At 68.5% G+C, this 26,685-nt stretch carries 24 protein-coding genes; 8 read left to right on the forward strand and 16 right to left on the reverse strand.

Features of this window, described 5'->3' with window-relative positions:
* Positions 1 to 83 precede the first annotated feature (83 nt).
* Positions 84 to 776 carry an HNH endonuclease signature motif containing protein gene (locus V1Y59_RS22190; RefSeq protein WP_330507214.1) on the forward strand — a complete coding sequence of 231 codons (693 nt, stop codon included), beginning with the start codon at positions 84 to 86 and terminating at the stop codon, positions 774 to 776.
* A 20-nt stretch (positions 777 to 796) separates the two neighbouring features.
* Here V1Y59_RS22190 and V1Y59_RS22195 read toward each other — a convergent pair whose 3' ends face one another.
* Positions 797 to 1,681, reverse strand: coding sequence for an SGNH/GDSL hydrolase family protein (locus V1Y59_RS22195; protein ID WP_330507215.1), 885 nt, complete (start codon positions 1,679 to 1,681; stop codon positions 797 to 799).
* The gene (locus tag V1Y59_RS22200; RefSeq protein WP_330507216.1) at positions 1,678 to 3,174 is read right to left on the reverse strand and encodes a PucR family transcriptional regulator; all 1,497 of its coding nucleotides are present in this window, start codon (positions 3,172 to 3,174) and stop codon (positions 1,678 to 1,680) included. The genes V1Y59_RS22195 and V1Y59_RS22200 overlap by 4 nt, the downstream gene beginning before the upstream one ends.
* Positions 3,175 to 3,331: 157 nt before the next feature.
* Between V1Y59_RS22200 and gabT the strand changes: the two genes are divergently transcribed.
* From gabT to V1Y59_RS22215, 3 genes are all read left to right on the forward strand, one after another.
* Entirely contained in the window at positions 3,332 to 4,684 is a 1,353-nt protein-coding gene (gene gabT, locus V1Y59_RS22205) for a 4-aminobutyrate--2-oxoglutarate transaminase (RefSeq protein WP_330507217.1), read from the forward strand.
* Positions 4,685 to 4,721: 37 nt separating this feature from the next.
* Positions 4,722 to 6,191, forward strand: coding sequence for an NAD-dependent succinate-semialdehyde dehydrogenase (locus V1Y59_RS22210; protein WP_330507218.1), 1,470 nt, complete (start codon positions 4,722 to 4,724; stop codon positions 6,189 to 6,191).
* Positions 6,192 to 6,286: 95 nt separating this feature from the next.
* Positions 6,287 to 6,844, forward strand: coding sequence for a YdcF family protein (locus tag V1Y59_RS22215; protein ID WP_330507219.1), 558 nt, complete (start codon positions 6,287 to 6,289; stop codon positions 6,842 to 6,844).
* 62 nt (positions 6,845 to 6,906) lie between these two features.
* Here the strand turns inward: V1Y59_RS22215 and V1Y59_RS22220 are convergent, their stop codons facing one another.
* From V1Y59_RS22220 to V1Y59_RS22230, 3 genes are all read right to left on the reverse strand, one after another.
* A complete protein-coding gene (locus V1Y59_RS22220; protein ID WP_330507220.1) occupies positions 6,907 to 7,797 on the reverse strand; it encodes an endonuclease domain-containing protein in 891 nt (296 codons plus the stop codon).
* Between the two features lie 214 nt (positions 7,798 to 8,011).
* The gene (locus tag V1Y59_RS22225; RefSeq protein WP_330436587.1) at positions 8,012 to 9,175 is read right to left on the reverse strand and encodes an acyl-CoA dehydrogenase; all 1,164 of its coding nucleotides are present in this window, start codon (positions 9,173 to 9,175) and stop codon (positions 8,012 to 8,014) included.
* Between the two features lie 103 nt (positions 9,176 to 9,278).
* Complete coding sequence (locus V1Y59_RS22230; protein WP_330507221.1) at positions 9,279 to 9,989, reverse strand: TetR family transcriptional regulator; 711 nt, start codon at positions 9,987 to 9,989, stop codon at positions 9,279 to 9,281.
* Positions 9,990 to 10,119: 130 nt separating this feature from the next.
* Here V1Y59_RS22230 and V1Y59_RS22235 point away from each other — a divergent pair, with 130 nt between their 5' ends.
* Positions 10,120 to 11,268 (forward strand): hypothetical protein, encoded by a 1,149-nt coding sequence (locus V1Y59_RS22235; protein WP_330507222.1) that lies wholly within the window; start codon positions 10,120 to 10,122, stop codon positions 11,266 to 11,268.
* Here the strand turns inward: V1Y59_RS22235 and V1Y59_RS22240 are convergent.
* Positions 11,237 to 11,974: a GAF and ANTAR domain-containing protein gene (locus V1Y59_RS22240; protein ID WP_330507223.1), complete on the reverse strand. Its 738-nt coding sequence runs from the start codon at positions 11,972 to 11,974 to the stop codon at positions 11,237 to 11,239. The two genes, V1Y59_RS22235 and V1Y59_RS22240, sit on opposite strands and share 32 nt — an antisense overlap.
* 536 nt (positions 11,975 to 12,510) lie before the next feature.
* On the opposite strand from V1Y59_RS22240, the gene V1Y59_RS22245 reads away from it, so the two are divergent.
* The gene (locus V1Y59_RS22245; protein WP_330507224.1) at positions 12,511 to 14,550 is read left to right on the forward strand and encodes an acyl-CoA dehydrogenase family protein; all 2,040 of its coding nucleotides are present in this window, start codon (positions 12,511 to 12,513) and stop codon (positions 14,548 to 14,550) included.
* A 29-nt stretch (positions 14,551 to 14,579) separates the two neighbouring features.
* Here V1Y59_RS22245 and V1Y59_RS22250 read toward each other — a convergent pair whose 3' ends face one another.
* The 9 genes from V1Y59_RS22250 to V1Y59_RS22290 form a co-directional block, all read right to left on the reverse strand.
* A complete protein-coding gene (locus tag V1Y59_RS22250; RefSeq protein ID WP_330507225.1) occupies positions 14,580 to 15,209 on the reverse strand; it encodes a DUF3093 domain-containing protein in 630 nt (209 codons plus the stop codon).
* Positions 15,206 to 15,571: a hypothetical protein gene (locus tag V1Y59_RS22255; protein ID WP_330436598.1), complete on the reverse strand. Its 366-nt coding sequence runs from the start codon at positions 15,569 to 15,571 to the stop codon at positions 15,206 to 15,208. Before V1Y59_RS22255 ends, V1Y59_RS22250 begins: the two co-directional genes overlap by 4 nt.
* A 46-nt stretch (positions 15,572 to 15,617) precedes the next feature.
* A complete protein-coding gene (locus tag V1Y59_RS22260) occupies positions 15,618 to 16,298 on the reverse strand; it encodes a hypothetical protein (protein WP_330507226.1) in 681 nt (226 codons plus the stop codon).
* Between the two features lie 48 nt (positions 16,299 to 16,346).
* Complete coding sequence (gene hemB / locus V1Y59_RS22265) at positions 16,347 to 17,324, reverse strand: porphobilinogen synthase (RefSeq protein ID WP_330507227.1); 978 nt, start codon at positions 17,322 to 17,324, stop codon at positions 16,347 to 16,349.
* 206 nt (positions 17,325 to 17,530) lie between these two features.
* Positions 17,531 to 19,279 carry a bifunctional uroporphyrinogen-III C-methyltransferase/uroporphyrinogen-III synthase gene (locus tag V1Y59_RS22270; protein WP_330507228.1) on the reverse strand — a complete coding sequence of 583 codons (1,749 nt, stop codon included), beginning with the start codon at positions 19,277 to 19,279 and terminating at the stop codon, positions 17,531 to 17,533.
* 46 nt (positions 19,280 to 19,325) lie between these two features.
* Positions 19,326 to 20,276 carry a hydroxymethylbilane synthase gene (gene hemC / locus V1Y59_RS22275; RefSeq protein WP_330436602.1) on the reverse strand — a complete coding sequence of 317 codons (951 nt, stop codon included), beginning with the start codon at positions 20,274 to 20,276 and terminating at the stop codon, positions 19,326 to 19,328.
* Entirely contained in the window at positions 20,273 to 21,637 is a 1,365-nt protein-coding gene (locus V1Y59_RS22280) for a glutamyl-tRNA reductase (RefSeq protein ID WP_330436603.1), read from the reverse strand. The genes hemC and V1Y59_RS22280 overlap by 4 nt, the downstream gene beginning before the upstream one ends.
* Positions 21,634 to 22,368 (reverse strand): redox-sensing transcriptional repressor Rex, encoded by a 735-nt coding sequence (locus tag V1Y59_RS22285; protein WP_330507229.1) that lies wholly within the window; start codon positions 22,366 to 22,368, stop codon positions 21,634 to 21,636. Before V1Y59_RS22285 ends, V1Y59_RS22280 begins: the two co-directional genes overlap by 4 nt.
* A 132-nt stretch (positions 22,369 to 22,500) precedes the next feature.
* On the reverse strand, positions 22,501 to 22,758 hold the full coding sequence (locus V1Y59_RS22290; protein ID WP_330436605.1) for a glutaredoxin family protein: 258 nt from the start codon (positions 22,756 to 22,758) through the stop codon (positions 22,501 to 22,503).
* A 294-nt stretch (positions 22,759 to 23,052) separates the two neighbouring features.
* On the opposite strand from V1Y59_RS22290, the gene V1Y59_RS22295 reads away from it, so the two are divergent.
* Together V1Y59_RS22295 and V1Y59_RS22300 are read left to right on the forward strand one after the other, a co-directional pair.
* Complete coding sequence (locus tag V1Y59_RS22295) at positions 23,053 to 24,069, forward strand: HAD family hydrolase (RefSeq protein ID WP_330507265.1); 1,017 nt, start codon at positions 23,053 to 23,055, stop codon at positions 24,067 to 24,069.
* A 28-nt stretch (positions 24,070 to 24,097) separates the two neighbouring features.
* Complete coding sequence (locus V1Y59_RS22300) at positions 24,098 to 25,495, forward strand: DUF2252 domain-containing protein (protein WP_330507230.1); 1,398 nt, start codon at positions 24,098 to 24,100, stop codon at positions 25,493 to 25,495.
* 20 nt (positions 25,496 to 25,515) lie between these two features.
* On the opposite strand, the gene V1Y59_RS22305 is transcribed toward V1Y59_RS22300, so the two are convergent.
* The gene (locus V1Y59_RS22305; RefSeq protein WP_330507231.1) at positions 25,516 to 26,679 is read right to left on the reverse strand and encodes a zinc-binding dehydrogenase; all 1,164 of its coding nucleotides are present in this window, start codon (positions 26,677 to 26,679) and stop codon (positions 25,516 to 25,518) included.
* Positions 26,680 to 26,685: the final 6 nt, after the last annotated feature.

The following is a 26,685-nucleotide window of genomic DNA, read 5'->3' on the forward strand; positions in this document are numbered from 1 at the left end:
CGATCGGCTTACCCGTCTCCTCGACGATCCGGACCGCCCCATCACGAAACTCCCGGTCGTACTTCTTGCGCTTCTCTGGCATCGTGCTCCTCATTATCGATGCCTCTACGGTTCGGGGGGAACCTCATGGCGACACGACCGAGAACGGCGCCGATACCACTGACGACTCCGGCAACGCCGAAGACGCCGACAGCACCAAACAGACCGACACCGCCCCAGCGCCCACCGACCTCCCGACCCCACCCGCCTGGACCCTGCTGCACGACCCGACCGGCACCGAACCCACCCGACTGCAGGGCTACGGCGCCATCGATCCAGCCCACGCCGCCGACCTGGCACAACGGGCCAAGATCATCACCATCCCGGCCCTCACCACTCCGAAACCGGCCAGCCGACTGATCGTGGTCGGCAACCGAGGTTTGGCGCCACCCATCGACCCCACCGGGCACGGCGGATTCGACATCCCACCACCCGGCGCCCTCATCTACAGACCATCTGACCGGCTACGCGCCGAGATCACCTACCTTGATCGACGCTGCCGCTACCCCTACTGCAGCCGCCCGTCCCACGAATGCGAACTCGACCACCTGGTCAAGTTCAACCATGCCGACCCCCTGGCCGGCGGCTGGAGCGTGCCCTACAACTTCGCACCACTCTGCCGCCCTGATCACCATCGCAAACACGACGGCGGCTGGATACCCACCATGCACACCGACCGCACTATCACCTGGCACAACCTACGCACCGGCGAAACCATCATCACCCACCCGCGTTGACGGGCAGGCGCGGGTGACGGTCACTCGAGTGCCGCGCTGACCTGATCCGCGATCGCCCTCTGCCCCTCCGCATTCGGGTGCACCGGGGCCGCGCCGGACGCGCCGTTCTGCGGTTCGATCCACCGCTGCCCGGAAGGCGCGCACGCATCACGCCCCTCGGACACCGCCGACATGTCGACGAATCTCGCGCCCGACCGTTCGGCAGCGCGTCGAATCGCATCGTTCAGATCGGCCTGCAGCGCACGGAGATACGGAACATCACCCGCGGCGACACGCATCGTCGGGTAGCAGCCGCCGCTCGCGGGAAGTATCCAGGGATAACCGACGACGAGCATGTCGGCGTCCGGGGCCCGGGCACGCACCTCACCAAGCGCCTCGACAAGCGCTGGGTACGTGTCGCTTTCGATGATGTCGGTGTAATCGTCGCCGTGCTCGGCCTGGCACGGAGCCCCCGCGACGTCCTGTGCAGCGAGATCCGAACACTCCCGGATGGCAGTCGAGTACAACGCGCTGTCGTTGCCGCCGATCATCACCGTGATCACGTCGGAATCGTCGGTGATCGCGTCGAGTTGCGCCGCTACACCCTCGTACTGCGGATCGGTGAAATCCGTTGTGTCCGCGCCACTACAGCTCACGTCGGTGAGGCGGAAACCTCCGTCGGCCGCCACGAGATGGGCGAAGTTGAGCGACGACCGCAAACACATCACCGGCGATCCGGCGACGAGTGGCTGCACACCCGCAGCGGCGCTGAAGCTGTCCCCGAGATTCACCAGATGTTGCTGAGCGCTATCCGTTTCGGACACGGGCGCGGAGCTCGGTGTCGACGGCGCGGGATCATCGACGGACTGTGCGCAGCCGCCCACCACGAGCACCGTCGCGGCGAGCACCGCAGCAATCCGCCTCATGCGGTGCCACCCAACAGCATCAGCAACAACTCGGCCCTGGTCCGGGCATCGTCGAGGTCGACGTCGAGCATGTCCTCGACCCGTTCCATCCGGTGCCGCAGCGTATGCCGGTGCACGCCTTGCGCTGCCGCCGCCACACCCCAATTGCCGTTCGCCTCCAGGTAGGCCAGCAGGCTCGCCCGCAGGTCTGTCCCGTGCTCGGCATCGTGGTCGAGCACGGGCGCGAGCCGCTGGACGTACGCATCGGACAGCGCCTGCCGAACCGGGTCGACGGCCAGCAGCGACCGGCTGCCCTCGAGGTCTACGAGCTGGCCCGGCGCCGCGGACCGGCACGCCAGCCGCGCCTGCCGAACCGACTCGGCGACGTCGCCGACCGCAGTGGCCGGCCCGATCCCGGCCGCCGCCGGACCGGCCGAGTTCACCTGCGTGAGCAGCCCGGCCGCCATGTCGTCGGCATCGTCACCGCGCAGCACCACCAGCAGATCCGCCCTGTCGCGATGCACGACGGCGGGACGCCAGCGATGGTCGAGCTCATCGACCACCCGGCGACGACTCCGGGCCGCGGCCTCCTCGTCGGTGAACCGGAACACGACCGCACGCACCCGGCCGGCCCTATCCGCGGCCCGACCGAGAACACGAAGGACACCGGGCCCTGAGTCCCCGTCGATCGCCACGGCGAGCGCGTCGTCGTACAGCTCGACGACGTCTCGACTCACCTCGCCCGACCTCGCTTGCTCGATCGCCAGCAGCGAGATGGCATGTCCGACCAGCATGCGGGCCACATCATCGAGGGCCTCACGCCCGACGACGCCCAGATGGCCGTATGTGTGTCCGCCAGATCCGATGCGGGCCACCGTCATCGTGATGTCGTCGGTGATCCACACCGCCCCCGCGGACGCCGGGTCGCGCCCCAGCAGATCCCGAATGTGGTTGAGGTCGGCCGACGGCATCGTCCGCGGCGCACTGGCGACCACCGCGAGCCCGGGGTCGAGCAGCACCACATTCTGGCCCACCGCGTCCGCGAGCTCCCGAACCACGGCCGCCGACCCGCCCGACGCCGCCGCGCGCGTCATCTTCGGCTGCGCCTTGGTGGCCGCGACCAGCCGCGACGATCGTTGCGCCGCGATCTGATCGAGCACCGCCCGAGTGATCGCCGAGAACGGCACCGGCAGCGGGACCTCGAACAGCGGCAGACCCAGATCTTCTGCGGCGGCGGCCATCTCGTCGGGCACCGTGTCGAAACCGAACCCGACCCCCAGACCAACCGCGGCGACGCCGACATCGTCGAGATGCTTCAGGTAGTCGCGCCACACACCCGGGTCCCCGAGTCGCAGCCCGGTGGTGAGCAGCACCTCGCCACCGGAGAGCCACGACGCAGCGTCGAGCAACTCGCTGCTGACCGCGCAATCGAGCTGACGGTCGAGGCCGGCCATCCCGCCCCGCAGCGTCAACTGCAGCCGCCGCTGGGCCAGCAGCCACCGCACCGTGGTCATAACTCCCACCCTACCGGCAGGCGATGGACACAATGGAGCGCACCGAGACTTCTCATGGACAAACTGTCAGGTCACCCTGCGGCGATCGTCGGCGAAGACTGGGGTCGAGCATTCTTCCGGGCGACCGAGAAGACCGCACCGAACCGACGAGGACCAGATGACCACCATCACGCATCGGCTTCCGCAGAAGCGACACCTGGTGACCGACCTGCCGGGTCCGCGGTCGGCCGAACTGACCGAACGTCGACGCAGCTCGGTGCCCACCGCGGTCGGATCGGCGGCCCCCGTGTACGCCGTCGACGCCGACGGCGGCATCATCGTCGACGTCGACGGCAACTCGCTGATCGACCTCGCATCCGGCATCGCCGTGACCGGGGTCGGCGCCAGCAACCCGGCCGTCGCCGAAGCCGTTGCGACACAGGCCCATCACTTCACCCATACCTGTTTCATGGTGTCGCCCTACGAAGGCTACGTGGCGGTCGCGGAGAAACTGAACGAGATCACGCCCGGCGACCACGACAAACGCACCGCCCTGTTCAACTCGGGCGCCGAGGCGGTGGAGAACGCGATCAAGATCGCGCGCCTGGCCACCGGCCGGAGCGCGGTCGTCGCCTTCGACCACGCGTACCACGGGCGCACCAACCTCACGATGGCCCTGACCGCCAAATCCATTCCCTACAAGCACAATTTCGGACCGTTCGCCCCCGAGGTCTACCGGATGCCGATGAGCTACCCGTTCCGTGACGACACCGGCGTCGACGGCGTTGCCGCCGCCGAGCGGGCCATCGGCATGATCGACAAGCAGATCACCGCCGACAGCCTGGCCGCGGTCATCGTCGAACCCATCCAGGGCGAGGGCGGATTCATCGTGCCCGCGCCGGGGTTCCTGCCCACCCTCGCCGCCTGGTGCCGCGAGAACTGTGTGGTGTTCATCGCCGACGAGGTGCAGAGCGGGTTCTGCCGCACCGGCGACTGGTTCGCCTGCGAGCACGAAGGGGTGATCCCCGACATCATCACGATGGCCAAGGGCATTGCCGGCGGCATGCCGCTGTCGGCGGTGACCGGTCGTACCGAGCTGATGGAAGCCGTGCATCCCGGCGGCCTCGGCGGCACCTACGGCGGCAACCCGGTGGCATGCGCGGCCGCGCTGGCCGCGATCGAGCAGATGTCGTCTCTCGACCTGAACGCCCGGGCCCGCCGGATCGGCGAGATCGCGATCGCGGCACTGTCGTCGACCGCCGAGTCACTCGCGGCTCAGGGTCGTGGTGTGATCGGTGAGGTCCGCGGGCGCGGCGCGATGGTCGCCATCGAGCTGGTCAAACCCGGCACCACCGAACCCGACCCGGAACTGGCCAAAGCTGCCGCCGCCCACGCGTTCTCGCGCGGGGTGGTGGTCCTGACCTGCGGCACGTACGGCAACATCCTGCGGCTGCTGCCACCGCTGGTCATCGACGACGACCTGCTGCGTGAGGCCCTCGGCATCGTCATCGAGGCGCTGACACCGGCGTGACCCGAACCCACTCGCCCCGACGAGAAAGTGAGATCTCATGACCGACACGATCATTGCCAACCCGCAGACCGTCCTCGACGGTGTGCCCACCGGATTGTGGATCAACGGCGAATCGGTGCCGTCGTCGTCGGGAGCCACGTTCGCGGTGAATGACCCGGCCACCGAGGAATCGCTGGTCTCCGTTGCCGACGCCGGCGTCGACGATGCCCGGCAGGCTCTGGACACAGCGGTCGCGGCCGCCGACGACTGGGCGGCGACACCGCCGCGTGAGCGCGGCGAGATCCTGCGCCGTACGTTCGATCTGCTCACCGAGCGCGCCGACGACATCGCGATGCTGATGACAATCGAACTCGGCCGCGCACTGCCCGACAGCCAGGCCGAGACGAAGTACGGCACCGAGTTCCTGCGATGGTTCGCCGAAGAGGCGGTCCGCATCAGCGGCCGCTTCGCGAACGCACCTGCAGGCAACGGCCGAATCCTGGTGTCGCACGCACCGGTCGGTCCGTCGCTGGCCATCACGCCGTGGAACTTCCCGCTCGCCATGGGGACCCGCAAGATCGGTCCGGCGCTGGCCGCCGGCAACGTCATGCTGGTCAAACCGGCCCACGAGACCCCGCTGACCATGTTGGCGCTGGCCGCCGTGTTCGCCGAGGCCGGATTGCCGCCGGGTGTGTTGTCGGTGCTGCCGACCAGCAACGCCGGCGACGTGTCGTCGGCGATCATCACCGACGACCGCATTCGCAAGATCAGCTTCACCGGCTCGACACCGGTGGGTCGGAACCTGTTGGCACAGGCGGCCGATCGCGTGCAACGCACCTCCATGGAACTCGGTGGCAACGCGCCGTTCCTGGTGTTCGACGACGCCGACATCGATGCCGCCGTCGAAGGCGCCTACCTGGCCAAGATGCGCAACGGCGGCGAGGCGTGCACCGCGGCCAACCGGTTCCTGGTGCAGTCGGGCGTCGCCGAGGAGTTCACCGCGAAGCTCACCGAGAAGATGGCGGCGGTCCGACTGGGGGCGGGCTACGAGGACGGCGTCACCCTCGGACCGCTGGTCAGCGCCAAGCAGCGCGACAAGGTCGCCGACGCCGTCGACGGTGCCGTCGCCGACGGCGCCCGGGTTCGACTGGGCGGCAAGCTGCCCGAGGGCAAAGGGTTCTTCTACCCGGCGACCGTGCTCGATCAGGTCGACCCGTACGCCCCGGTGACCCGCGACGAGATCTTCGGCCCCGTCGCGGTGATCAGCACCTTCGACTCCGAGGCCGATGCCGTCAAGGCGGCCAACTCCACCGAGTTCGGCCTGGCGTCGTACTTCTACAGCCGCGACCTGGAACGCTGCATGCGCGTGTCGGCTGCGCTGGACTCCGGCATGGTGGGCGTGAACCGAGGCGTGATCTCCGATCCCGCAGCGCCGTTCGGCGGCGTCAAGCAATCGGGTATCGGCCGCGAAGGCGGCACGGAGGGAATCGAGGAGTACTTGTCGGTCAAGTACATCGCTCTGACCTGAGTGATCTGACCTTTCTGACCCTCCTGACCGGGACACGGGATGCGAGGTCGTCAAAACTCTTCAGCACAGCGAACAATTTTGCGTACACTCGTGCCATGCGAGTTCGGGTGGCCGCAATACTGATCGCACTTCTCACCACGCTGAGCGTGACCGTCGCCGCGCCGGCGCGCGCCGAAACGCCCACTCCGGCATTCGGTAGCGCCGACATCTTCTCGCCCAACAGCCTCTTCCTGTGGCAGAGTCCGCCGACTCGCTACATCGTCGTGCTGGGCGCCAAGATGGGTACCTTCGGGCAGACGCCGGCCATCCTGGAGCAGCGGATGAACGTCGCCGCCAACCTGGCGTTGTCGCATCCGTTCAACCGGATGATCGTCTCCGGCGGCAACACCTGGTGGCTGCCGGTGTCCGAAGCGCAGTTCATGAACGTCGGACTGATCCGGCGCGGTGTGCCGATCTGGCAGATGATCAACGAGGCCGCCTCGACCAGCACCGTCGCCAACGCCACGAACACCGTCGCGATGCTCAAGCACATGGGTGCCACCGGCGCGCTGATCGTCACCAACGGCTTCCACATGGGCCGGGCCCTGAACGATTTCCGCACGGCGGCACGCAAGCAGGGTGCACGGCTGGAGTTCCGCCCGGCTTACGCCTGACCCTTCCCGTCGACTGGGCGCCGTTTCCCGTCGACTGGGCGCCACTTTCCGTCGACTGGGCGTCAGCAGAAATAGAAGCCACGGGCATGGAGCTTGTCCCAGATCTCCTTGATGACCCCGAAGGGCTCCTCACGAAGGCGCTTCGCCGTGACTCGGACGACCTCCCACTGCAGCCGGTCGAGCTCGGCGTCCCGTGCCCCATCGCTCGCTTGCTGTTCAGGCGTCGAGTGGTACGCCTCGCCGTCGTACTCAATGGCGATCTTCGCCGCCTCATACGCGAGATCACATCGGGCGAACAGCATCCCGTACTCGTCGAAGATCTCGACCTGAAGGTCGGGCCTGGGCAGTCCGGCGTCGTGCATGAACAGCCGCAACGCAGCTTCGCGCGGTGACTCGGCACGCCCGTCGATGAGTGGAATGAGCTCTCGCAGAACGGTGACATATCGGGACCGCTTGTGTTCCACAGCGAATGCCATCAGTTCGTCGAGGTCCAGGGGTGTCACCGCGGCGAGCGCGTCGAGGTCACCGATCGCCTGCATCCGTGAGCGCTGCCGTCCGAGGTCGAACGCCGTCCGTATCGGGGACGTGACCTTCACCCCTCGGATCTCGACGATCTCCGACGACGGGAGGTCGAGCCGGCGGGTCACCGTCCCCCGTGCCGGACGTCCTGAACCGGACGTCCCACGAATCAGCTCGATCGTGAAGTCCTGGTCGTGCCACCGGCTGCCATACATGATCAGCGCGGACTCGCCGGCGACCACCGGATCTCCGTGGGCTTGATTCACGACAGCGACGATCCGTTCCTGCGCCGTCATGAGCTCACTCCGATGCAGATGCTTGGTGCCGCGCAACACGCTGAACTCCGCCGCGAACTGCTGCGGTGTCATCCCGAGGTCGACCAGTGCGTCCTTGCGGGAGATGGTGCGGGGTATCGCAAGATCGTCGAGCGTCATGCATCTTCGACGCGATCACGGCCCTGTTGGTTCCATGCCGAGCCGTCGATTCCGCGCACGCGCCGAGTCGCTCCGTGCCCAGTCGACGCGAAACGGCACCCACTCGACGCGAAGTGGCACCCACTCGACGGGGAACGGCACCCAGTCGACGGAAAGGGGCACCCACTCGACGGAGTGGGCGCCCCTTTCGACGACCTAGAGCGCGGGGACCGCGTCAGCGCAGCAACGCGCGGCTCATCACGACGCGCTGAATCTGGTTGGTGCCCTCGTAGATCTGGGTGATCTTGGCGTCGCGCATCATCCGCTCGACGGGGAAATCGCGGGTGTAACCCGCGCCGCCGAACAGCTGCACGGCGTCGGTGGTGACCTCCATGGCGACGTCGGAGGCGAAGCACTTCGACGCGGCGGAGATGAACCCGAGGTTGCCCTCGCCACGCTCGGCACGGGCGGCCGACGTGTACACCATCAGGCGCGCGGCCTCCACCTTCATCGCCATGTCGGCGATCATGAACTCGACGCCCTGGAACTTGCTGATCGACTGCCCGAACTGCTTGCGGTCCTTGACGTATTCGATCGCCTTGTCGAGCGCACCCTGTGCGATGCCGACGGCCTGCGCGCCGATGGTCGGCCGGGTGTGGTCGAGGGTCTGCAGGGCGGTCTTGAAACCGGTGCCCTCGGCGCCGACGATGCGGTCCTCGGGGATGGTGCAGTCCTCGAAATACAGCTCGGCGGTGGGCGATCCCTTGATGCCCAGCTTCTTCTCCAGCGGTCCGACGGTGAAGCCCGGGTCGTCCTTGTGGACCATGAACGACGAGATGCCGTTGGCGCCCTTCTCCGGATCGGTCACGGCCATCACGGTGTACCAGCTCGACTTGCCGCCGTTGGTGATCCAGCACTTGGAGCCGTTGATCACCCAGTTGCTGCCGTCCTTACGGGCGCGGGTCTTCATCGACCCGGCGTCGGAGCCGGCCTCCCGCTCGGACAGGGCGTAGGACGCCATCGCCTCGCCGGACGCGATCGACGGAAGCACCTGCTTCTTCAGTTCGTCGGAGCCGTTGAGGATCAGACCCATGGTCCCGAGCTTGTTGACCGCCGGGATCAGCGACGACGACGCGCACACGCGGGCGACCTCTTCGATGACGATGCACGCGGCGACGGAGTCGGCGCCCTGGCCGTCGTACTCCTCGGGGACGTGGATCGCGTTGAAGCCCGACGCGACCAGGGCATCGAGTGCCTCCTGCGGGAAACGCGAGTTCTCGTCGACGTCCGCCGCGTGGGGCTCGATCTCCTTCTCGGACAGCGCACGGATGGCCTCACGCAGCGCGACGTGCTCTTCGGGCAGTTCGAAGACGTTGAAGTCGGGATTGCCGAACGCCATGGGTCACTCCTATCGGCTCAATGTGTGGCACTGCGTGCCATCTCTAGTGTTCACTGTAGACGCGGGCGGCACTTAGTGCCAAACCCCTCGACGGGTCCGATCTCTATTGTCCGCGATGTTGCTGCGCCGCACGCAGTTGTTCGGCGACCAGTCGGCCGACCTCCTCCGGCGACGACCCCACCGGCCGCGTGACGACCGCGACGGCAACCGACAGATCGTCGCCCAACGCCGCCTCCGGCCTGGTGAAGGCACCGCGCAGGTGACCCAGTTCGGCACGCAGGCGTTCCAGGGTGGCGTCCTCGTCGCCGCGGATCATGGCGCGCAACAGGAAGTTGTGCGCACTCGTCACGGCGGCGGCATAGCCGATCAGCCGGGCCGGGGACTCCTCGGGCAATCGGGCGCGCAGGAAGTCCTCGAACACCCGCTGATACCGATACGTGGTGACCAGCTCCCGGTCACGAAGCGCCGGCACCCCCTGCACGACGCGCAGCCGCCGCACCGCCATCTCGCGACTGTCCCGGAAATGCAGGAAGACGACCTCGGCCGCCGAACAGACGGCTGCATAGGGGTCGGCATCGTCGGCCGCGAGATGCGCCGACACCTGGGTGAGCAACGATTCGTGGTCGGCGAAGATGACATCTTCCTTGGCGCCGAACTGACGAAAGAACGTGCGACGCGAGATGCCCGCGGCCGCCGCGACCTGCTCGACGGTGGTGGCCTCGTAACCCTGCTCGGCGAACAGGCGGATCGATTCCGCGACGACGTGGACGCGGAAGTCTGCGGGGTCGTCGGTGGTGGGCGGTGCACTCGGCATGGATGTCAGTATTCACCGGAGCCGAGCGCGTCCGCTCGCCCCCATCGTGGGGACTTCCATCTCGGGCAACTTTTCCACCTCCGGGCGCGTCCAATCCGCGATGATGCCGCCGACAGCCCGGGAGCCAGCCGTGCACGAGACCCTCCGAACCACCCGCCTGCCCGACGGCGGAACCCGCACACATGCCCTCGCGAACCGCGAGATCGTCACGCGGATGGCACGCGCCGAGTACCTCGGGATGCGTGCGATCTGGTTCGTCCTCGCGCCGGCGTGCGTCGTCAGCCCGATTGTCTGGAACATCGCCGACATGGTGTTCGGCGACCTCGGCACCGGCCCCGGCGCGATGGTCACCCTGGCGCTGTCGCCGGTCGTCGGCGCCGCGTCGTTCGTGATGCTTCTCGCGATACTCCTGCTCACCACCGGACCCCGGCACGCGCACCGCAAGATCCCGGCCGGCACACCGCTGTACGCCGACGTCGGGCCGCAGTGGATCGGATTCGGCCACGGCGATGTGTACGAAGCGGTCGCGGTCGGCCAGATCGACCGGGTACGGCACATCGGGTCGGTGCTGGTGATCAGCGGGGGCCCAACCACTCTGACCATCCCGGACGAGATGGTGCCACCGCGGGCGCACGCCGATCTCACTGAGCGATACCGGCGCGGGCACACCCGCAATCACACCTCTCGGGTCGCGCCGGCGCCGGCCTGTCCACCACCCCCGCCACACGTCACGTTCGGGGCCGACGGCGTGATCCGGGCGTCCGCCATCGCCGGCCCGGACCTGCCCGATCGGCTCGCCCGCGCCGCACGACGAAGTCCGGGCGCATACCTGACCTTGGCCACGGCACCCGTGCCCATGATCGGAGTGACACTGCACGCCAGGGAAACCGGCGGAGTGACGTGGGAGACCATGGCCATCGGCGGCTACATGACGGTCATGATCGTCGGGATCGTCGGCTACTTCATGTTCTTCGGTATCCGCCGGCACTACCGCCGCGAGGTGCGCCCCGGCAGCCCGATCTCGGCCGAGTACGGCCCGGACCGCATCGTGCTGCGCCTGGGCGACCGGGTCGACGCATTGAGCACAGCCGGGATTCTGCACGTGAAGCACGCAGGTACCGCATACGTACTCACCTGCACCGAGCCGGTCGGCGGCTTCGTGATCCCTGACGAACTCGTGCCTCCGCAGGCGGCCGGCCGGTTGCGACGACGGGGTCGTCGGCGGCCGGGTGATTTCGCCGGAATGATCACGCCTTCACCGGCTTCTCGGCGTCGATGACCTGCCGGGCCACATCCACGAGCGGGGTGTTGGTGTCCTGCGAGAGCCGTCGCAGCAGCTCGAACGCCGCGATGGCGTCAATCGAAAACCGTTCCATCAGCATGCCTTTGGCCTGTCCGATGGTGTCTCGACTGGCCAGCGCGCTGCGGAAGTCCTGCTGTTGGCGAACGGCTCCGAGAGCGAGCGCGGCATGCGTGGCGAAGATCAGTCCGACCTCCTCGGATTCCACCGAGAACGCATCGACCTCGTCGGCGAACAGATTGAGCGCTCCGATCGTCCCCTTGTGGGTGAACAGATGAAACGACAGTCCGGCGCGCACCGGGGTGTCGTTCACCACCCGGGCGGAGAAGGCCGGCCAGCGCGGGTCGCCCGCGATGTCGTTGATGAGCACCATCTGGTGGTTCCAGGCCGCCTGCAGACAGGGGCCTTCGCCGGTCTCGACCTGGATTCGGTCGACCTGGCTCATCACCGGACCGGTCGGCGCGATCGTCTCGAAGTTGCGCTTCTTGTCGACGAGCAGCACGCCCGCATGCCGCGCGCCCGGCACGTTCTCGATCGCCGCGGCGGTCACCGACCGCAACAGCCCGTCGTCGTGCTCGGATTCCTCGGGGACGTCGTGCAGCCGCCGGGCGAGGTCGGCGATCGAGTGGTGCACCTCGTTGCCGATCGAGTTCTTCGCCGTGTTGCTCATCGCCATGTTGTTCATCGCCGTACCTCTTCTGAGACCGCCCGCCCGACGCGCTCCGGAACGGTGGCAGTTCGCTGACCCACAGATGACTTCGGTGCCGAACCACCAATGGATGGACGGCTACTCGAAGATGACCGCACGATTGGTGGTCGAGCTCTTCGGATGCGGGAGCAGATCCCGCCCGGAACTCAGCGATCGACGACGTCGGGAGGAGGTGTCGCGCACAGGGTGACCTGATGCCACCGCGAGCCGACCGCCGTCGAGCATCGACTCACCGGGCCGGCAGAACCGATCGCCAACACATAACCGTGGCACTTGTCATCGTGACCGCCACCACTGCACTGACTCGATCCGAACACAGCTTCCCACCTCCTGAAAGCAAGGCTGCCCACCACCCGCCGGCGGGCAGCACACGCTGTGCACGTGGCAAAAAATAGCACCTCTCCGTGCGGTTCGGTAGCAGTCGCGGCTGCCGACTGCCACCGAAGCAGCCGGCCAGCGGCGTGCGTCACAAACTTCTGAAATGGCCGTCGACGAGTCCGTAGCCTGGAGCCATGGCGACATCCACCGAGAGCCCTGCCGGCCCGACCGCCGACCGCGAGGTCCGTGACGATCCCGAGACCGTCACGCCACCCACCGACGACCTGTCCGACGACGAGCGAGCACTTCTCGTCGACAACCTCCGCTACGAACTCGACGGGAGATGGCGAGCCACCCGCGACATGGCGCGCGAGAAGTTCGCGGGCCGCTCCGATCTGCTCCCCGATCCGTCGCTGACCCTGGATCAGGCGCGTGCCCGCATGCTGGAGGAGATGCGCGAACTCGGCGGCAGCGGGTTCTCCGCGGCCGGGTTCGCCAGCGAGCACGGGGGTACCGGCGACGTCGGGGCGTCGATCACGGCGATCGAGATGCTCGGTTACGCCGACCTGTCCCTGATGGTGAAGGCCGGTGTGCAGTGGGGACTGTTCGGCGGCGCCATCGAGAACCTGGGCACCGCGCGCCACCACGACCGCTACGTCACCGACACCATCAACCTCGATCTCCTCGGTTGTTTCGCGATGACCGAGACCGGGCACGGCTCCAACGTGCAGGCGCTGGAGACCACGGCGACCTACGACCCGGACACCCGTGAGTTCGTGATCCACTCGCCGACACCGTCGGCGCGCAAGGACTACATCGGCGGCGCCGCACAGCATGCCACCGTGGCGGCGGTGTTCGCCCAGTTGATCACCGGCGGCCCCGGCGAGGAGCCGACCAGCCGCGGGGTGCACTGCTTCGTGGTGCCGATCCGCGACGCCGAAGGCAACGACCTGCCGGGCGTCACCACCAGCGACTGCGGCTACAAGGGCGGGCTGGCCGGTGTCGACAACGGCCGCATCGTGTTCGACAACGTGCGCATCCCGGCCGAGAATCTGCTCAACCGTTACGCCGATGTCGAGGCCGACGGCACCTATGACTCCCCCATCGAGAATCCCAACCGCCGGTTCTTCACCATGCTCGGCACACTGATCCGCGGCCGGGTGAGTGTGGCCGCCACGGCGGGCGCGGCGGGGCGCAAGGCTCTGGCGTTGGCGGCGCGCTACGGGTCGATCCGACGTCAGTTCGAGGCCCCCGACGACGAGGACAACGAGATCGTCGTCATGGACTACCTCGGACATCAACGAAAGTTGTTGCCGCTCATCGCAAAATCGTATGCGATCATGTTCGCGCAGAACGAGCTGACCGAGGAGCTGCACGAGGTGCAGTCACTGGCTCCTGACGATTCGGACGCCGGCCGTCAGCGCGAGCTGGAGAGTGCCGCAGCGGGATTGAAGGCGTACTCCACCTGGCATGCGTCGCACTCGATCAACGTCAGCCGTGAGGCGTGTGGCGGCGCAGGCTATCTGGACGAGAACCAGCTCTCCATCATGCGCGGCGACATCGACGTGTTCACCACGTTCGAGGGTGACAACACAGTTCTGACGCAGCTGGTGGCCAAAGAGGTGTTGTCGGCCTACGCCGACGACGTCCAAGGTCTGTCCGCCGGCGGTTGGGTCAAGTTCATCGCGAGCATGGCTCGCGACGTCGTCGTCGAGAAAACTGCTGTCCGACAAGTGGTCCAGACGTTGCTGGACGGATCGGACGAGGACACCGAGAAGTCGAACCTGACCGATCGGGGTACGCAGGTCCGTCTGTTCCGCAATCGCGAGGATCATCTGGTGCGTACGTGTGCGCAGCGGCTGCGCCGCGCCACCGACGACGAGAACGATCCGTTCGAGGTGTTCAACCGGGCACAGGATCATCTGCTGAAGGTGGGCCGCGTGCGAACCGAGCGCATCGTGCTCGAGGCCTTCGTGCAGGCCATCGAGGACTGCGATTCACGGTCGGCGGCAGAGCTTCTCGGCAAGATCTGCGACCTGTTCGTGTACTCGGCACTCGAGGACGACATGGCGTGGTTCCTGATGCACCGGCACGTGTCGGTGGAGCGGGCCAAGGCGGTCCGGCGCGGCGTCAACGAACTGTGTCAGGAGCTGCGGCCGCATCTGCGCACGATCGTCGACGCCTTCGGTATCCCCGAGGAGCTGATGGCCGCGCCGATGTTGCAGAACGGCTGACGACTGACCGCTGCTCGGCCACGCACCGGTCAGGAATCGCGCCCGATCTGCGCCGCGAGATGCGCTTCGGTGAGTTCGGTGCGGAACCGGTCGACGTCGCGAGCCCACGCCTGCGCGATCGTGCCGTCGGCGAGCTTCACACCGACGCCCTTGCGGCGACGCGGGACGGCGGGCAGCTCGCCGAGTGCGCGGGCGCTCTCCCACGTCTGGTGTTCCGGGCTGTTGTTGGCGGGATAGACGACCGCGATGTCGGTCAGCGGCAACGTCTGGGTGCCCTGGCGTAGCGTCGCCTCGGTGAGGCGGACGCTGACGTGGGTGCGGGCGGCATAGACCTGCACCACCGAGAAGCCCACGAGGATCGCGGCGAAGATGCCCAGCACCAGCCAATGGACCTGTCCGGGGCCGGCGATCTCCATCGCCAGGACGGCGCCGATCAGCACCGGCCCGATCGCGACCACCCACCAGCTTCCGCCGGGCTCGTAGAACAGCAGCTCGCCCTCGTCGACGGGCGGCTCGGGAGCATCGCGACTCACCGCCTCGTCGGCGGTGTCGGGCTGATCGGCGCTGTCGGGCTGGTCGGCGCTTTGGGGCTGGTCGGCCTCGTCGGTGCCGTGGGCCTCGTCGGGGTCGGGCTCGTCAGCTGGTGCGGCGTCGGTCACCTGGGGCTCTGGTTTGTCGGGGCGTCCGGGTCGAAGGTCGCGTACCACTGCTCGGACTCCGGGCGGAAGGCAAGCAGCGATCCGAACAGGGCGACGAGCGACGCCATCAGCGCGAAGGCCAGGATCGGGACGAAGAAGCTCAAGAACAACAACATGATGACGACGACCAGGGTCAGTGCGGCCAGCGACGAGCGCCAACGGGCGTCGCCCGCGTATGCCCGACCGCCCATCACGAGGAATCCGCCACCCACCGCGGCGACGAGGATGCCGATGCCGACCGGGAACAACGCCGATGCGGCGCTGGTGACCCCGAGATAGGCGCAGAACACGCCGATGGCCACCATCAGGGCACCGGAGGTCATCCAGCACCGGTAGGCCCACACGACAAGCTTCGGTCGGTGTGCAGGGTCAGGACTCACCACGGGATTCGTTTCCTTCGTTCGAACGCGGACGATCCGGATGGGTCTGGTGGCCGCCGCTGTGCTGCCCGCCACCATACGTCCACGGGGCCGGGCCGTGCTGCTGGCCGTGGCCGCCGCCCCAGGGTGGTCCCTGCTGCGGCGGATTCGGTGGCCCACTCGGGCGGCGTCGGTGGGCGGTCATGTCCCGGCAGTACTGTTCGCTCTCCCGGCGTAGGAGCAGCACGGACGCGCCGAGTGCGGCGACGCCGCTGATCACCAGCGGGACCATCACCCAGGTGGGTTGGACGTCGCCGAACAGCGAGAACATCAGGTTCACCGCGATGAACACACCCATGGCGGCGACGACGAGCCGCGCCCAGTTGTAGCCGTTGCGGGTCAGCAGCACCGCGGCGCCGGACGCGACGGTCAGTGCGAGTGCCAGCAGACCGAGTACGACGATCAGGGTGACCGACGACGTCAGCAGGTCGAGCTCCTCCTGCGGGGTGTCGGCCGGCAGGGCGCCGACCTGTTGATCCCACGTCTCGCGCAGCGACGGGTATTGACCGATGAAGGCGATGAGCTGACCGAGGATGACCACCACCCAGAGTTCGGTGGCGATGGAGACGGCGTCGGGCCTACGGGGGCGTGCCCCCGGGTCTGTCGACGCTGGTTCGAGCGGAGCGGTCATGGTCTCCAGGGTAGTGAATGGGGATCCGCGGGTCGGTGGCCGTGACCGTCAGCGCAGCCGGGTCGCGACCTCGGTGGCGAAGTAGCTCAGAATGATCAACGCACCGGCGCGTTTGATGGAGGTGAGCGACTCCAGCGCCGCGGCGTCGCGGTCGATCCAGCCGCGTTCGGCGGCGGCGGTGATCATCGAGTACTCGCCGCTGATCTGGTAGGCGGCCACCGGGACGTCGGCGATCTCGGCGGCGTCGCGGACGATGTCGAGGTAACTCATGGCGGGCTTCACCATCACCAGGTCGGCGCCCTCCTCGATGTCGAGGCGGATCTCGCGCATCGCCTCGATACGGTTCGCGGCGTCCTGCTGATACGTGCGCCGGTCACCCTGCAGCGACGAGCCGACGGCCTCGCGGAACGGCCCGTAGAACGCCGACGCGTACTTGGCGGCGTAGGCGAGGATTCCGGTGTCGGTGAACCCCTCGGCGTCCAGGCCGGCGCGGATCGCGGCGACCTGACCGTCCATCATCCCGCTCGGCCCCAGCAGATGCGCACCCGCGCGGGCCTGGGCCAGCGACATCGACACGTAGCGCTCGAGCGTGGCGTCGTTGTCGACGCGGCCGCGGCCGTCGACGACGCCGCAGTGACCGTGGTCGGTGAACTCGTCGAGGCAGGTGTCGGCCATCAGGACGGTGCTGTCGCCGAGATCGTCGGAAAGCGTCCGCAGCGCCCGGTTCAGCACGCCCTCATCGTCGTCGGCGCCGGAGCCGACCGCGTCCTTGTCGTCGGGGGCCGGCACACCGAACAGCATCAGTCCGCCGACCCCGGCGCGGACCGCGTCGTCGGCGGCCGTGCGCAGCGAGTCGAAGGTGTGCTGGTAGACACCGGGCATCGACGAGATCTCCCGGGGCGCGTCGATGCCGTCGGCGACGAACATCGGCAACACGAGATCCTGCGGCGCCAGGGTCGTCTCGGCGACGAGGCGGCGCAGCGCGGGTGTCGACCGCAGGCGGCGGGGACGGATGGTCGGTGCCATGTCTGCTCCTTCGCGTGTCTCAACTGATCCCTGAGGAACCCCGGAGCGCTAGCGGAGGGGTGTCACGAAGGGCCCTTCGTGACGCTCGGCTAGCGCCTCGCTCCTCAGGGACCAGGGGGTGACGCTCGCAAGCTCGCTCCTCAGGGACCAGGGGGTGACGCTCGCAAGCTCGCACCTCAGGGCGGCGCCTCAGGGACCGGGGGGCATCAGGACCGCGACCGACGCGACTTCTTCCGCGGCGGCGGAAGTGCACCCTCAGCCCGAAGCCGTGCGGCGTGCTCGGCGAGCGCGTCGACCAGCTCGTGCACCGACGCGTTCTCCGGCTGCACGTCGACTCGGAGGCCGAATTCGGTTGCGGTCTCGGCCGTCTTCGGTCCGATGCACGCAACGATGGTGCGTGCGTGCGGCTTTCCGGCGATGCCGACGAGGTTGCGGACGGTGGAGCTCGAGGTGAAGCAGACGGCGTCGAAGCCACCGGTCTTGATCATCTCGCGCGTCTCGGCGGGCGGCGGCGCGGCGCGCACCGTCCGGTACGCGGTCACGTCGTCGATCTCCCAGCCACGTTCACGCAGCCCCTCGGACAGGGTCTCGGTGGCGATGTCGGCGCGCGGCAACAGGATTCGGTTGACCGGGTCGAAGACGTCGTCGTACGGCGGGAAGTCGTCGAGCAGTCCGAGCGAGCTCTGCTCACCGGACGGCAGCAGCTCCGGCTGAATACCGAACGTGCGCACCTTCTCCGCGGTGGCCTCGCCGACGCAGGCGATCTTCACGCCGGAGAATGCGCGGGCGTCGAGTCCGAACTCGGCGAACTTCTCCCACACGGCGCGCACCGCGTTGGTGGAGGTGAACACCACCCACTGGTAGCGACCGTCGACCAAACCCTTGACGGCCCTTTCCATCTGGGCGGGACTCCGCGGCGGTTCGACGGCGATCGTCGGCACCTCCTTGGGGATGGCGCCGTGGCTGCGCAGCCGCTCGCTCATGTCACCGGCCTGATCCTTGGTGCGCGGCACCAACACGGTCCAGCCGTAGAGCGCCCGTGACTCCCACCAGGAGAGCTTGCCGCGCTGCGCGACGACCTTGCCAACGGTGAGGATCAGCGGACCGACAAGCGCATTGCCCTGCTCGTTGAGGGTGGCCAGCGTCGCCTCGATGGTGCGCTGCGCGCAGGTGGTTCCGTTGACGGTGATCGCGACCGGCGTCTGGGCGGCCATCCCGTGCTCGGTCAGCGCGCTCGCGGTCTCGGCGAGGTGGCCGGCGGTGGCGTGCAGCACCAGCGGACCCGGTGCGGCCGCGAGCGCAGCCCAGTCGACGCCCTCGGCGCGGACGTCGGCCTCGCTGTGGGTGGAACCGAGCGGCATACCGGCGTAGCTCGGCACGACCGATGCGGCGGGCAGCCCCGGCAGCACCTCGAACCCGACCGTGGTGCGCGCAACGGCGTTGACCTCGGCCAGCACCGAGTCGGTGGTCAGCGGATCGCCGGACACCACCCGCACGACGTCCTCGCCGGCCTTCGCGGCGGCGACCAGCGTCTTGGCGACCTCGGCGGGATCACCGAGTGCGGGATGGACCACCGAGTCCCCGGTGGTCTCCGCGTCGTCGCCGTCAGCGTTCGCGCCGTCGGCGTTCACGCCATCGGCAGTCGCGCCGTCGGACGCGGTATCCGCCTTGGCGGTGCCGTCCTGGGCCTTCTTGGAGCTCTTGGTGGCGGCCCTACCCGACCGTGTCGACTCGACGGTCTCGTCCAGATGGGCGGCACCAAGCATCTCGACCACCCCGGACGGGACGTCGGGGTCGATGTAGGCGGTGGTGGCCTTCTCGATGGCATTGCGGGCGCGCACGGTCAACAGATCGGGATCCCCCGGACCCGACCCGACGAAAAGGATCCGGCCCGCTCGCTTCGCTCCCGGCGCCGACAAGATCCGTCCCGGATTGACCTTTTTCGTACGGCTCATGAGTTCGCACTCTCCTGCCCCTGGTTCGGAGCTGCAGTTCCTTCTGCTACCGGAGTTGCGATACGAGCTCGCCCGCTCCCAACTCCAGCAGTTCGGCGGCGAGATTCTTGCCGAGTTGCTCCGCACGATCGATCGGTCCCACCACCGAAGCCCGGATCACATCCGATCCGTCCTCGGCCGCCACCGCCGCACGCAGCGACAGCTCGGCGAAGATCCGCCCGTCGTCGTCGATCGACTCGACCACCTCGGCGATCGCCCCGACCGGAGCGGTGCACCCGGCCTCCAGGGCCGCGAGCACCGATCGCTCGGCGTCGATCGCCGCACGTGTGGACGCGTCGTCCAACTCGGCGAGTATTCTCACCAGTTCGGCATCGTCGGAGCGGCACTCCACGGCCAAGGCGCCCTGTGCCGGTGCCGGTAGCAGGACCACCGGGTCCAGCGACTCGGTGACCTCATCGGCTCTGCCGATCCGTACCAGACCGGCCCGGGCGACCACGACTGCGTCGAGTTCACCGCTGGCGACTTTGCCCAACCGAGAATCAAGGTTGCCTCGTAGGGGGCGGATTTCCAAACCGAGACCCAATGCTCTAAGCTGTGCCGCCCGCCGGGGTGCCGAGGTCCCGACGGTGGACCCGGGCGGCAGTTCACCGAGCACCATCCCGCCGCGGCTGACCAGCGCATCGCGCGGATCCTCGCGGGGCGGAATGGCCGGTATGACGAGGCCGGGCTCGGGCGCGGTGGGCAGATCCTTGTAGGAGTGGATCGCGACGTCGACCTCGCGATTCTGCAGGGCGACGCGGATGGCGGTGGTGAACACACCCACGCCGATCTCGGCGACCGGCGCCTGCGAGGCGTCACCGGCGGTCTTGATGATGACCAGTTCGGCCGGATGTCCGGCCGCGATCAGGGCGTCGGCGACGGTCTGGGCCTGGGTCCGGGCCAGCAATGATCCCCGCGTACCGATCCGGATCACGTCGGGGCTCGCTGCCGCGCTCACTTCTCGGTCCGGCCGGGACCGCTGTCGCCGAGCCCGGTGGCCTCCGGGGCCGACACCGACTCCGCGGCGCCCGGCTTCAGTTCGAACAGTTCACGCAGCGCCTCGGCGTAGTGGTCGCCGTTGGGGGTCGACGCGAGTTGCTTGACCCGCACGGTGGGCGCGTGCAGCAACTTGTCGACGACACGGCGCACGGTCTTGGCGACCTCGTCGCGCATCGGATCGTCGAGACCGGGTAGGCGGGCGTCGAGCCGCAGGATCTCCGCCTCCACGACGTCGGCGGCACGCTGCCGCAGCGCGGCGACGGTCGGGGTGACCTCGGCCTGACGCTGATGGGTCAGGTAGTCGGCGAGTTCGGCGGCGACGATGGAGCGGGCTGCGCTGGTGTCGTTCTCGGCGGCCTGGGTCTCCGAGTCGCCACGCAGACCTTCGATGTCGACCACGTGCACGCCGGGGAGCCGACCGGCGGCGGGGTCGACGTTGCGCGGCAACCCGAGATCGCAGATGACGAGAGGTCCGGCGGCGGTCCGCGCGGCCAGCGCAGAGTGCACCTCACCGACGCCGACGACCGAACCGACCGATCCGGTGCAGGTCACCACGACGTCGGCCGAAGCCATCACGGCCGGCAGGTCGTCGAGGCCCACACCGCGCACGGTGATGCCGTGCGTGGCGGCGACGTTGCCCGCCAGGTGTTGCGCGTTGGCGACGGTGCGGTTGACGACGACCAGGTCGTCGACGCCCTCGCGGGCGAGTTGTGCGGTGGCCAGGCCACCCATGGCGCCGGCGCCGACGACGACCGCGGACCGCATGGCGCCGCCGCGAGGTTCCCGGGCGAGCAGCGCCTGGGCGCGGTGCAGCGCCACCGACACGACGGATGCGCCGGCACGGTCGATGCCGGTCTCGGTGTGCACCCGCTTGCCGACGCGCAACGCCTGCTGGGCGAGTTCGTGCAGCACCCGGCCGGCGGACTGGTTGGAATCGGCGTCGAGGTAGGCGTTGCGGATCTGACCGAGGATCTGCTGCTCACCGACGACGAGCGAATCGAGTCCGGCGGCGACGGTGAAGAGGTGTTCGACGGCGGCCTCGGAGTACCGCACGTAGGCGTGGCGGGTCATCTCGTTGACCGTCATCCCCGAGTGGTCGCCGAGCACCGCTCCGACCGCCTCGAGGGCAGGGTGGAAGGCGTCGACGACCGCATAGATCTCCACGCGGTTGCACGTGGAGACGAGCATCGCCTCCGAGATGGCCCGCGACGACAGCAGTTCGTCGACGAGCTTGGGTCGATCGTGGTCGGAGACCGCCAACCGCTCGAGCACCTCGACCGGTGCGCTGCGGTGCGAGACCCCGAACAACAAAACACTCACGCCGTCACCGTTTCCTCACCCATGACTGGTCGGCGGACACGCGAACGCGACGCGTTGAACGCCAACACCTGTAGCTCCAAGGCTAGATCAACCTGTCTCACGACGACATCGGAGTCCGTGTTCAGAGTCGTCGGCGTTACGTTCAACAGCTGACGCACACCCACTCCGACGAACGCTTCGCAGGCCGCCTGGGCGTCGTCCTCCGCGGTGGCGATGACGCCGATCTCGATGGGTTCGACGTCTCTACCTGCGCAGACGTCGGCGATCGCGGCCAGCGGCGCGACCGTAGGCCCGCCCGGCTCCACCACGGTCCCGACGATGTCCGGGTCCGCGTCGAACATCGCCGCGACCCGGAATCCCCGGTCGAATCCGGCGTGGGCGAGCAAGGCGCGCCCGAGACGTCCGGCACCGGCGAGTGCGACGGTGTGGGTGCTGTCGGTGTGCAGAACCATCGCGATCCGCGCGGTGAGGCGTCCGACGTCGTAGCCGACGCCGCGCACACCGTTGGCACCGACATGCGAGAGGTCTTTGCGCAGGATCGACGAGTTCACCCCGGCCGCCGTGGCCAACTGACCGCTGGAGGCCACCAGGATGCCCCGCTGGGAGAACGAATGCAGCACGTGCAGATAGGTCGCCAGACGGGTGACGGTCGGCTCGGGGATCTCTGAGTCGGGGTCATCGGAGCCGGGGTCATCCGACGACGGCTCCGATGACGTCGCCCTGCCGCTCACGCCCTGGTCACCTTCTTCCGGCCTCCGGGGCGCCCCCACGCCCACTTGAAGAACCCCCGATATCACGGGTCAGCGTATACCGCGCGATAACGTGTTCCTCCCCTGGCCCACCCGCAACGCGAGCGGCCGACGTCACGGCCGCCGAGAGGCGATGTCGGCGCGCAGCCGCGGCTCGTCGACCTCCCAGTAGCTGTGTTCCTCGTCGTCGAGCAACACCACCGGGAGCCGATCACCGAACTCCGCACGCACCATCGGATCGCCGTCGTCGGCGGCCCGGTCCACGTCGACCTCGTCGAACTCGACTCCGAGATCCGCACAGATACGCGCCAATTCGGCGCGTGCGGTGGCGCACGCCGAGCAGCCGGCCCGCGTCAACAGCGTCAACGACATGACAGCCTCCTGTGATCGGGGGACCCGGCCGGGTGACCGGTCACGCAGATCAGTGTGTCACTGCTCGCGATTGCTCCCGACTACGCTGGACCGCGGCTACTGTGAGGTTCCGGAGTTCCGGACCGGGGGCGACGAGCGGAGTGGAGGTGAGCCGTGGCCGAGGAGGTCCCGGGCTCCGAGGACGCAGATCGCAACGACGATCCGACGCCTGAGGAGACCGAGGAGACGGCCGCCGACGCCGTCGGCGACGACATCGCGATCGATGGCGAGGACTGGGAAGCGCACGCCGACGCGATGGACCCGGACGGTGGCGCGAACAGCGACGAGGATTCCGACGAGTTCGACGACGCCGACGACGAAGAGGCGTCGCGGGTCGCCACCTGGATCTCCGAACGCGCCCGGGCGACCAGCGGCCGGTTCCGGCAGACCGCCCACGAACTGCGTCAGCGGCTCGCGGGTGAGGCCAGCGCCAAGGCGGCCGTGGACTCGCTGCGGGCACGCCCGAGCGACGACATCGAGCCCACCAGCACGCCCCGCGACCTGACCGCGGCCGCGTTCTTCGACGTCGACAACACGCTGGTGCAGGGCGCCTCGATCATCCATTTCGCGCGTGGTCTGGCCGCGCACAAGTACTTCTCCTACGGCGACATCCTCGACTTCGCGTGGACACAGGCCAAGTTCCAGCTCACCGGCAAGGAGAACGCGGCCGACGTCGCCGAGGGCCGGGAGAAGGCGTTGTCGTTCATCGCCGGACGCCGCACCTCCGAGCTCGCCGAACTCGGCGAGATGATCTACGACGACTACATCGCGGAGAAGATCTGGCCGGGGACGCGTGCGCTGGCACAACGCCACCTCGACGCCGGGCAGCAGGTGTGGCTGGTGACCGCGACGCCGGTGGAGCTCGCGCAGACGATCGCCGAACGCCTCGGGCTGACCGGAGCGCTGGGCACCGTCGCCGAGAGCGTCGACGGCGTGTTCACCGGCCGTCTCGTCGGCGACATCTTGCACGGGCCGGGCAAGGCGCACGCGGTGCGGGCACTGGCGATCCGCGAGGGCCTGAATCTCAAGCGCTGCACCGCGTATTCGGATTCGCACAACGACGTGCCGATGCTGTCGCTGGTGGGGACCGCGGTGGCGATCAACCCGGACGCCGACCTGCGTGACGTCGCGAAGGTCCGCGGCTGGGAGATCTACGACTTCCGCACCGCCCGCAAGGCCGCGAAGTACGGAGCGACCACCGCGTTGGTGCTCGGCGCCGCGGGGGCCGGCGCCGCGACGGCCACCCGGCTGATCCGCCAGCATCGCGGCTGAGCAGGCCGGTATCCACTAGATTCGCCCTGTGGCGAAGCAACGCAAACGCGTGGACCTGCGCACGCGTGTCGAGTCCGACGAGGTCGTCGAACGGGGACGCGCCCTGCGTGCGCAGATCCCCATCGACGCGCACGACCACGCCGCCGAGGGTGGGTCGCGTCCCGATGTCCTGGACTTCGTCGACGCGAGCAACGCGGGCCGGCTGCCGAATCTGATCCCGATGCGGATCGGCCGGATGATCGCGTCGCCCTTCGCGTTCTTCCGCGGCGCGGCCGGCCTGATGGCGGCCGACCTCGCGGACAGCCCGGCCAGCGGCCTGACGGCGCAGCTCTGCGGCGACGCGCACGCTGCCAACTTCGGCCTCTACGGCTCGCCGGACGGGCAGATCGTGATGGACATCAACGATTTCGACGAGACCATCCCGGGCCCGTGGGAGTGGGACCTCAAACGCCTCGCGGCGAGTCTGGTCCTCGCCGGCCGGGAGGGCGGCGTCTCCGAATCCGGGTGTGTCGAGGCCGCCGAGGACGCGGTGAAGTCGTACCGGCGGACGATCCGGGGTCTCGCGGAGGTCCCGTTCCTGCGCGCCTGGAATGCGCTGCCCGACGAATCCGTGCTCGAGCGGGTGAAGGCCGACGAACTGCTCGACGACTTCGCGAAAGCGGCCAAGAAGGCCCGCCGCAACACCAGCGCGAAGGTGGCGGCGAAATGGACAGAGCACCTCGACGATCACGAAACCGGTATCAGCAGTAGGCGATTCGTCGAGGATCCGCCGATCCTGACGTCGGTCGACTCTTCGGTGGCCGATGCCGTCGTCGACGGCCTGGAACGCTATGCCGACACGCTGCGCGAGTCGCGGCGCAATCTGATCGCGCGGTACTCCGTCGCGGACGTCGCGTTCCGGATCGTCGGCACCGGCAGCGTCGGCCTGCGAAGCTATGTGGCGTTGATGCTCGGCAACGCCGACGAGGTCCTGGTGCTGCAGCTCAAGCAGGCGCAGCCGTCGTCGCTCGCGCCGTTCCTGTCGTCACGGTTCACCGGGCCCACGCCGCGACACGAGGGCAAGCGGATCGTGCATGGCGCGCGTCTCGTGCAGACCGAGACCGACATCCTGCTCGGCTGGACCACCATCGACGGGATGCCGTTCATCGTGCGGCAGTTCCGCAACTTGAAGGGCGACATCGACCCGACCGCGTTGGAGCGCGATCATCTCGACGACTACGGGCGCCTGGCCGGTGCGTTGCTCGCCCGCGCGCATTCCCGCTCGCTCGATCCACGTGAATTGAGCGGCTACTTCGAGGACGACTCCGATCTGGACGAGGTCATCGGCCGGTACGCGGTGCGCTATGCCGACCGGACGGAGGCCGACCACGAGACGTTGGTGGCGGCGGTCCGGTCCGGCCGGATCGCCGCGACCGACGAGGACTGACCCGGCCGCGGACTGGCCGCCTACAAGGTGGCGACGTCCGAGGTCGGGTCGATGAGCACCTTCGCATGGTGTTCCGCCGACCCCAGCGCGTCGAAGGCCGCGGCGACACCACCGAGGCCGACCGTGGCGGTGATCAGCGGGCCCGGGTCCACCTTTCCGTCGGCGATCATCTGCAGCGTGTCGTGATATTCGCCGGGATCGTAGGCGAACACGAAGCGCAGCTCGATCTCCTTGTTGATCGGCATCGCGGGTCGGAAGGTGTCGGGCTGCATGCACACCCCGACCACCACGACCCGCGACCGGAACGGGGCGTGCGAGCAGATGTCCTCGATGATGCCGGGCACACCGACGCATTCGAACACGACCGGCCCCTGCGGGGTTGCGCCGATCCGTTCGGCCACCCGCATCACCTTGGCCCACGGCACTCCCGGAATCCGCTGGAGCTCGTGCATCGCGGAGAACGCGGTGTCGAACAGGTCGGATGCGTCGGTGAGGTAGCGACGCCGCTGTGTGCACGCCTGCCACGGCGAATCCGCGCGCGGGTCCACCACGACGTCGGCGCCGCAGCGACGGGCCAGATCGCGCCGCCCCGCGGACAGGTCGGAGGCGACCACCGACCGCACGCCTGCCGCCTTCAGCATCAGGATCACCGCGAGGCCGATCGGTCCGCAGCCGATCACCACCGCGACGTCGCGCTTGCCGACGTCGCCGCGCCGCACCGCGTGATGGGCGACCGCGAGGGGCTCGGTGAGGGCAGCGTGCTCGGCCGGAACCCCGTCGGGGACGGGCATCGTGAGGTCTTCGGAGACCAGCATCAGATCCGCGTAGGCGCCGGGCGCGCGGGCCGACAGACCCGTCAGATGCGCGTCGTCGCCGTGCTTGATCATCGGCACCGACACCACCGGGGTGCCCGGCGCCCACCGCTTGCGGCAGCCGGGACCGTAGGACACGACGTCGCCGGTGAACTCATGACCCATGACGACCGACTCGTCGGAGCGCATGAACGCGTGATAGCCGACCTCGTCGGCCACATCCGCGCTGGCGTCGCCGTGGGTCCGGGCGTGCAGATCGGAGCCGCAGATGCCGGCGCGGACCACGCGGATGAGGACCTGGCCGGGCCCGGGCGTGGGAGTGGGTAGATCGACGACGGAGAGCTCCCCGTGCTGACACGCCACTGCCTTCATCCACGC

This window comes from Gordonia prachuapensis (assembly GCF_036350515.1).
Taxonomy (GTDB): Bacteria; Actinomycetota; Actinomycetes; order Mycobacteriales; family Mycobacteriaceae; genus Gordonia; species Gordonia prachuapensis.

Excerpts from the sequence above, each read along its gene's own strand:
- V1Y59_RS22240 (WP_330507223.1), bottom strand. The coding sequence starts at position 11,974 with ATGAACAACATGGCGATGAGCAACACGGCGAAGAACTCGATCGGCAAC.
- hemB (WP_330507227.1), bottom strand. The coding sequence starts at position 17,324 with ATGGCACCGACCATCCGTCCCCGCCGCCTGCGGTCGACACCCGCGCTG.
- V1Y59_RS22225 (WP_330436587.1), bottom strand. The coding sequence starts at position 9,175 with ATGGCGTTCGGCAATCCCGACTTCAACGTCTTCGAACTGCCCGAAGAG.
- V1Y59_RS22260 (WP_330507226.1), bottom strand. The coding sequence starts at position 16,298 with ATGACCGCTCCGCTCGAACCAGCGTCGACAGACCCGGGGGCACGCCCC.
- V1Y59_RS22200 (WP_330507216.1), bottom strand. The coding sequence starts at position 3,174 with ATGACCACGGTGCGGTGGCTGCTGGCCCAGCGGCGGCTGCAGTTGACG.
- V1Y59_RS22245 (WP_330507224.1), top strand. The coding sequence starts at position 12,511 with ATGGCGACATCCACCGAGAGCCCTGCCGGCCCGACCGCCGACCGCGAG.
- V1Y59_RS22305 (WP_330507231.1), bottom strand. The coding sequence starts at position 26,679 with ATGAAGGCAGTGGCGTGTCAGCACGGGGAGCTCTCCGTCGTCGATCTA.
- V1Y59_RS22295 (WP_330507265.1), top strand. The coding sequence starts at position 23,053 with ATGGACCCGGACGGTGGCGCGAACAGCGACGAGGATTCCGACGAGTTC.
- V1Y59_RS22290 (WP_330436605.1), bottom strand. The coding sequence starts at position 22,758 with ATGTCGTTGACGCTGTTGACGCGGGCCGGCTGCTCGGCGTGCGCCACC.
- V1Y59_RS22215 (WP_330507219.1), top strand. The coding sequence starts at position 6,287 with ATGCGAGTTCGGGTGGCCGCAATACTGATCGCACTTCTCACCACGCTG.
- V1Y59_RS22230 (WP_330507221.1), bottom strand. The coding sequence starts at position 9,989 with ATGCCGAGTGCACCGCCCACCACCGACGACCCCGCAGACTTCCGCGTC.
- V1Y59_RS22210 (WP_330507218.1), top strand. The coding sequence starts at position 4,722 with ATGACCGACACGATCATTGCCAACCCGCAGACCGTCCTCGACGGTGTG.
- gabT (WP_330507217.1), top strand. The coding sequence starts at position 3,332 with ATGACCACCATCACGCATCGGCTTCCGCAGAAGCGACACCTGGTGACC.
- V1Y59_RS22255 (WP_330436598.1), bottom strand. The coding sequence starts at position 15,571 with ATGACCTCCGGTGCCCTGATGGTGGCCATCGGCGTGTTCTGCGCCTAT.
- V1Y59_RS22195 (WP_330507215.1), bottom strand. The coding sequence starts at position 1,681 with ATGAGGCGGATTGCTGCGGTGCTCGCCGCGACGGTGCTCGTGGTGGGC.
- V1Y59_RS22270 (WP_330507228.1), bottom strand. The coding sequence starts at position 19,279 with ATGAGCCGTACGAAAAAGGTCAATCCGGGACGGATCTTGTCGGCGCCG.
- V1Y59_RS22220 (WP_330507220.1), bottom strand. The coding sequence starts at position 7,797 with ATGACGCTCGACGATCTTGCGATACCCCGCACCATCTCCCGCAAGGAC.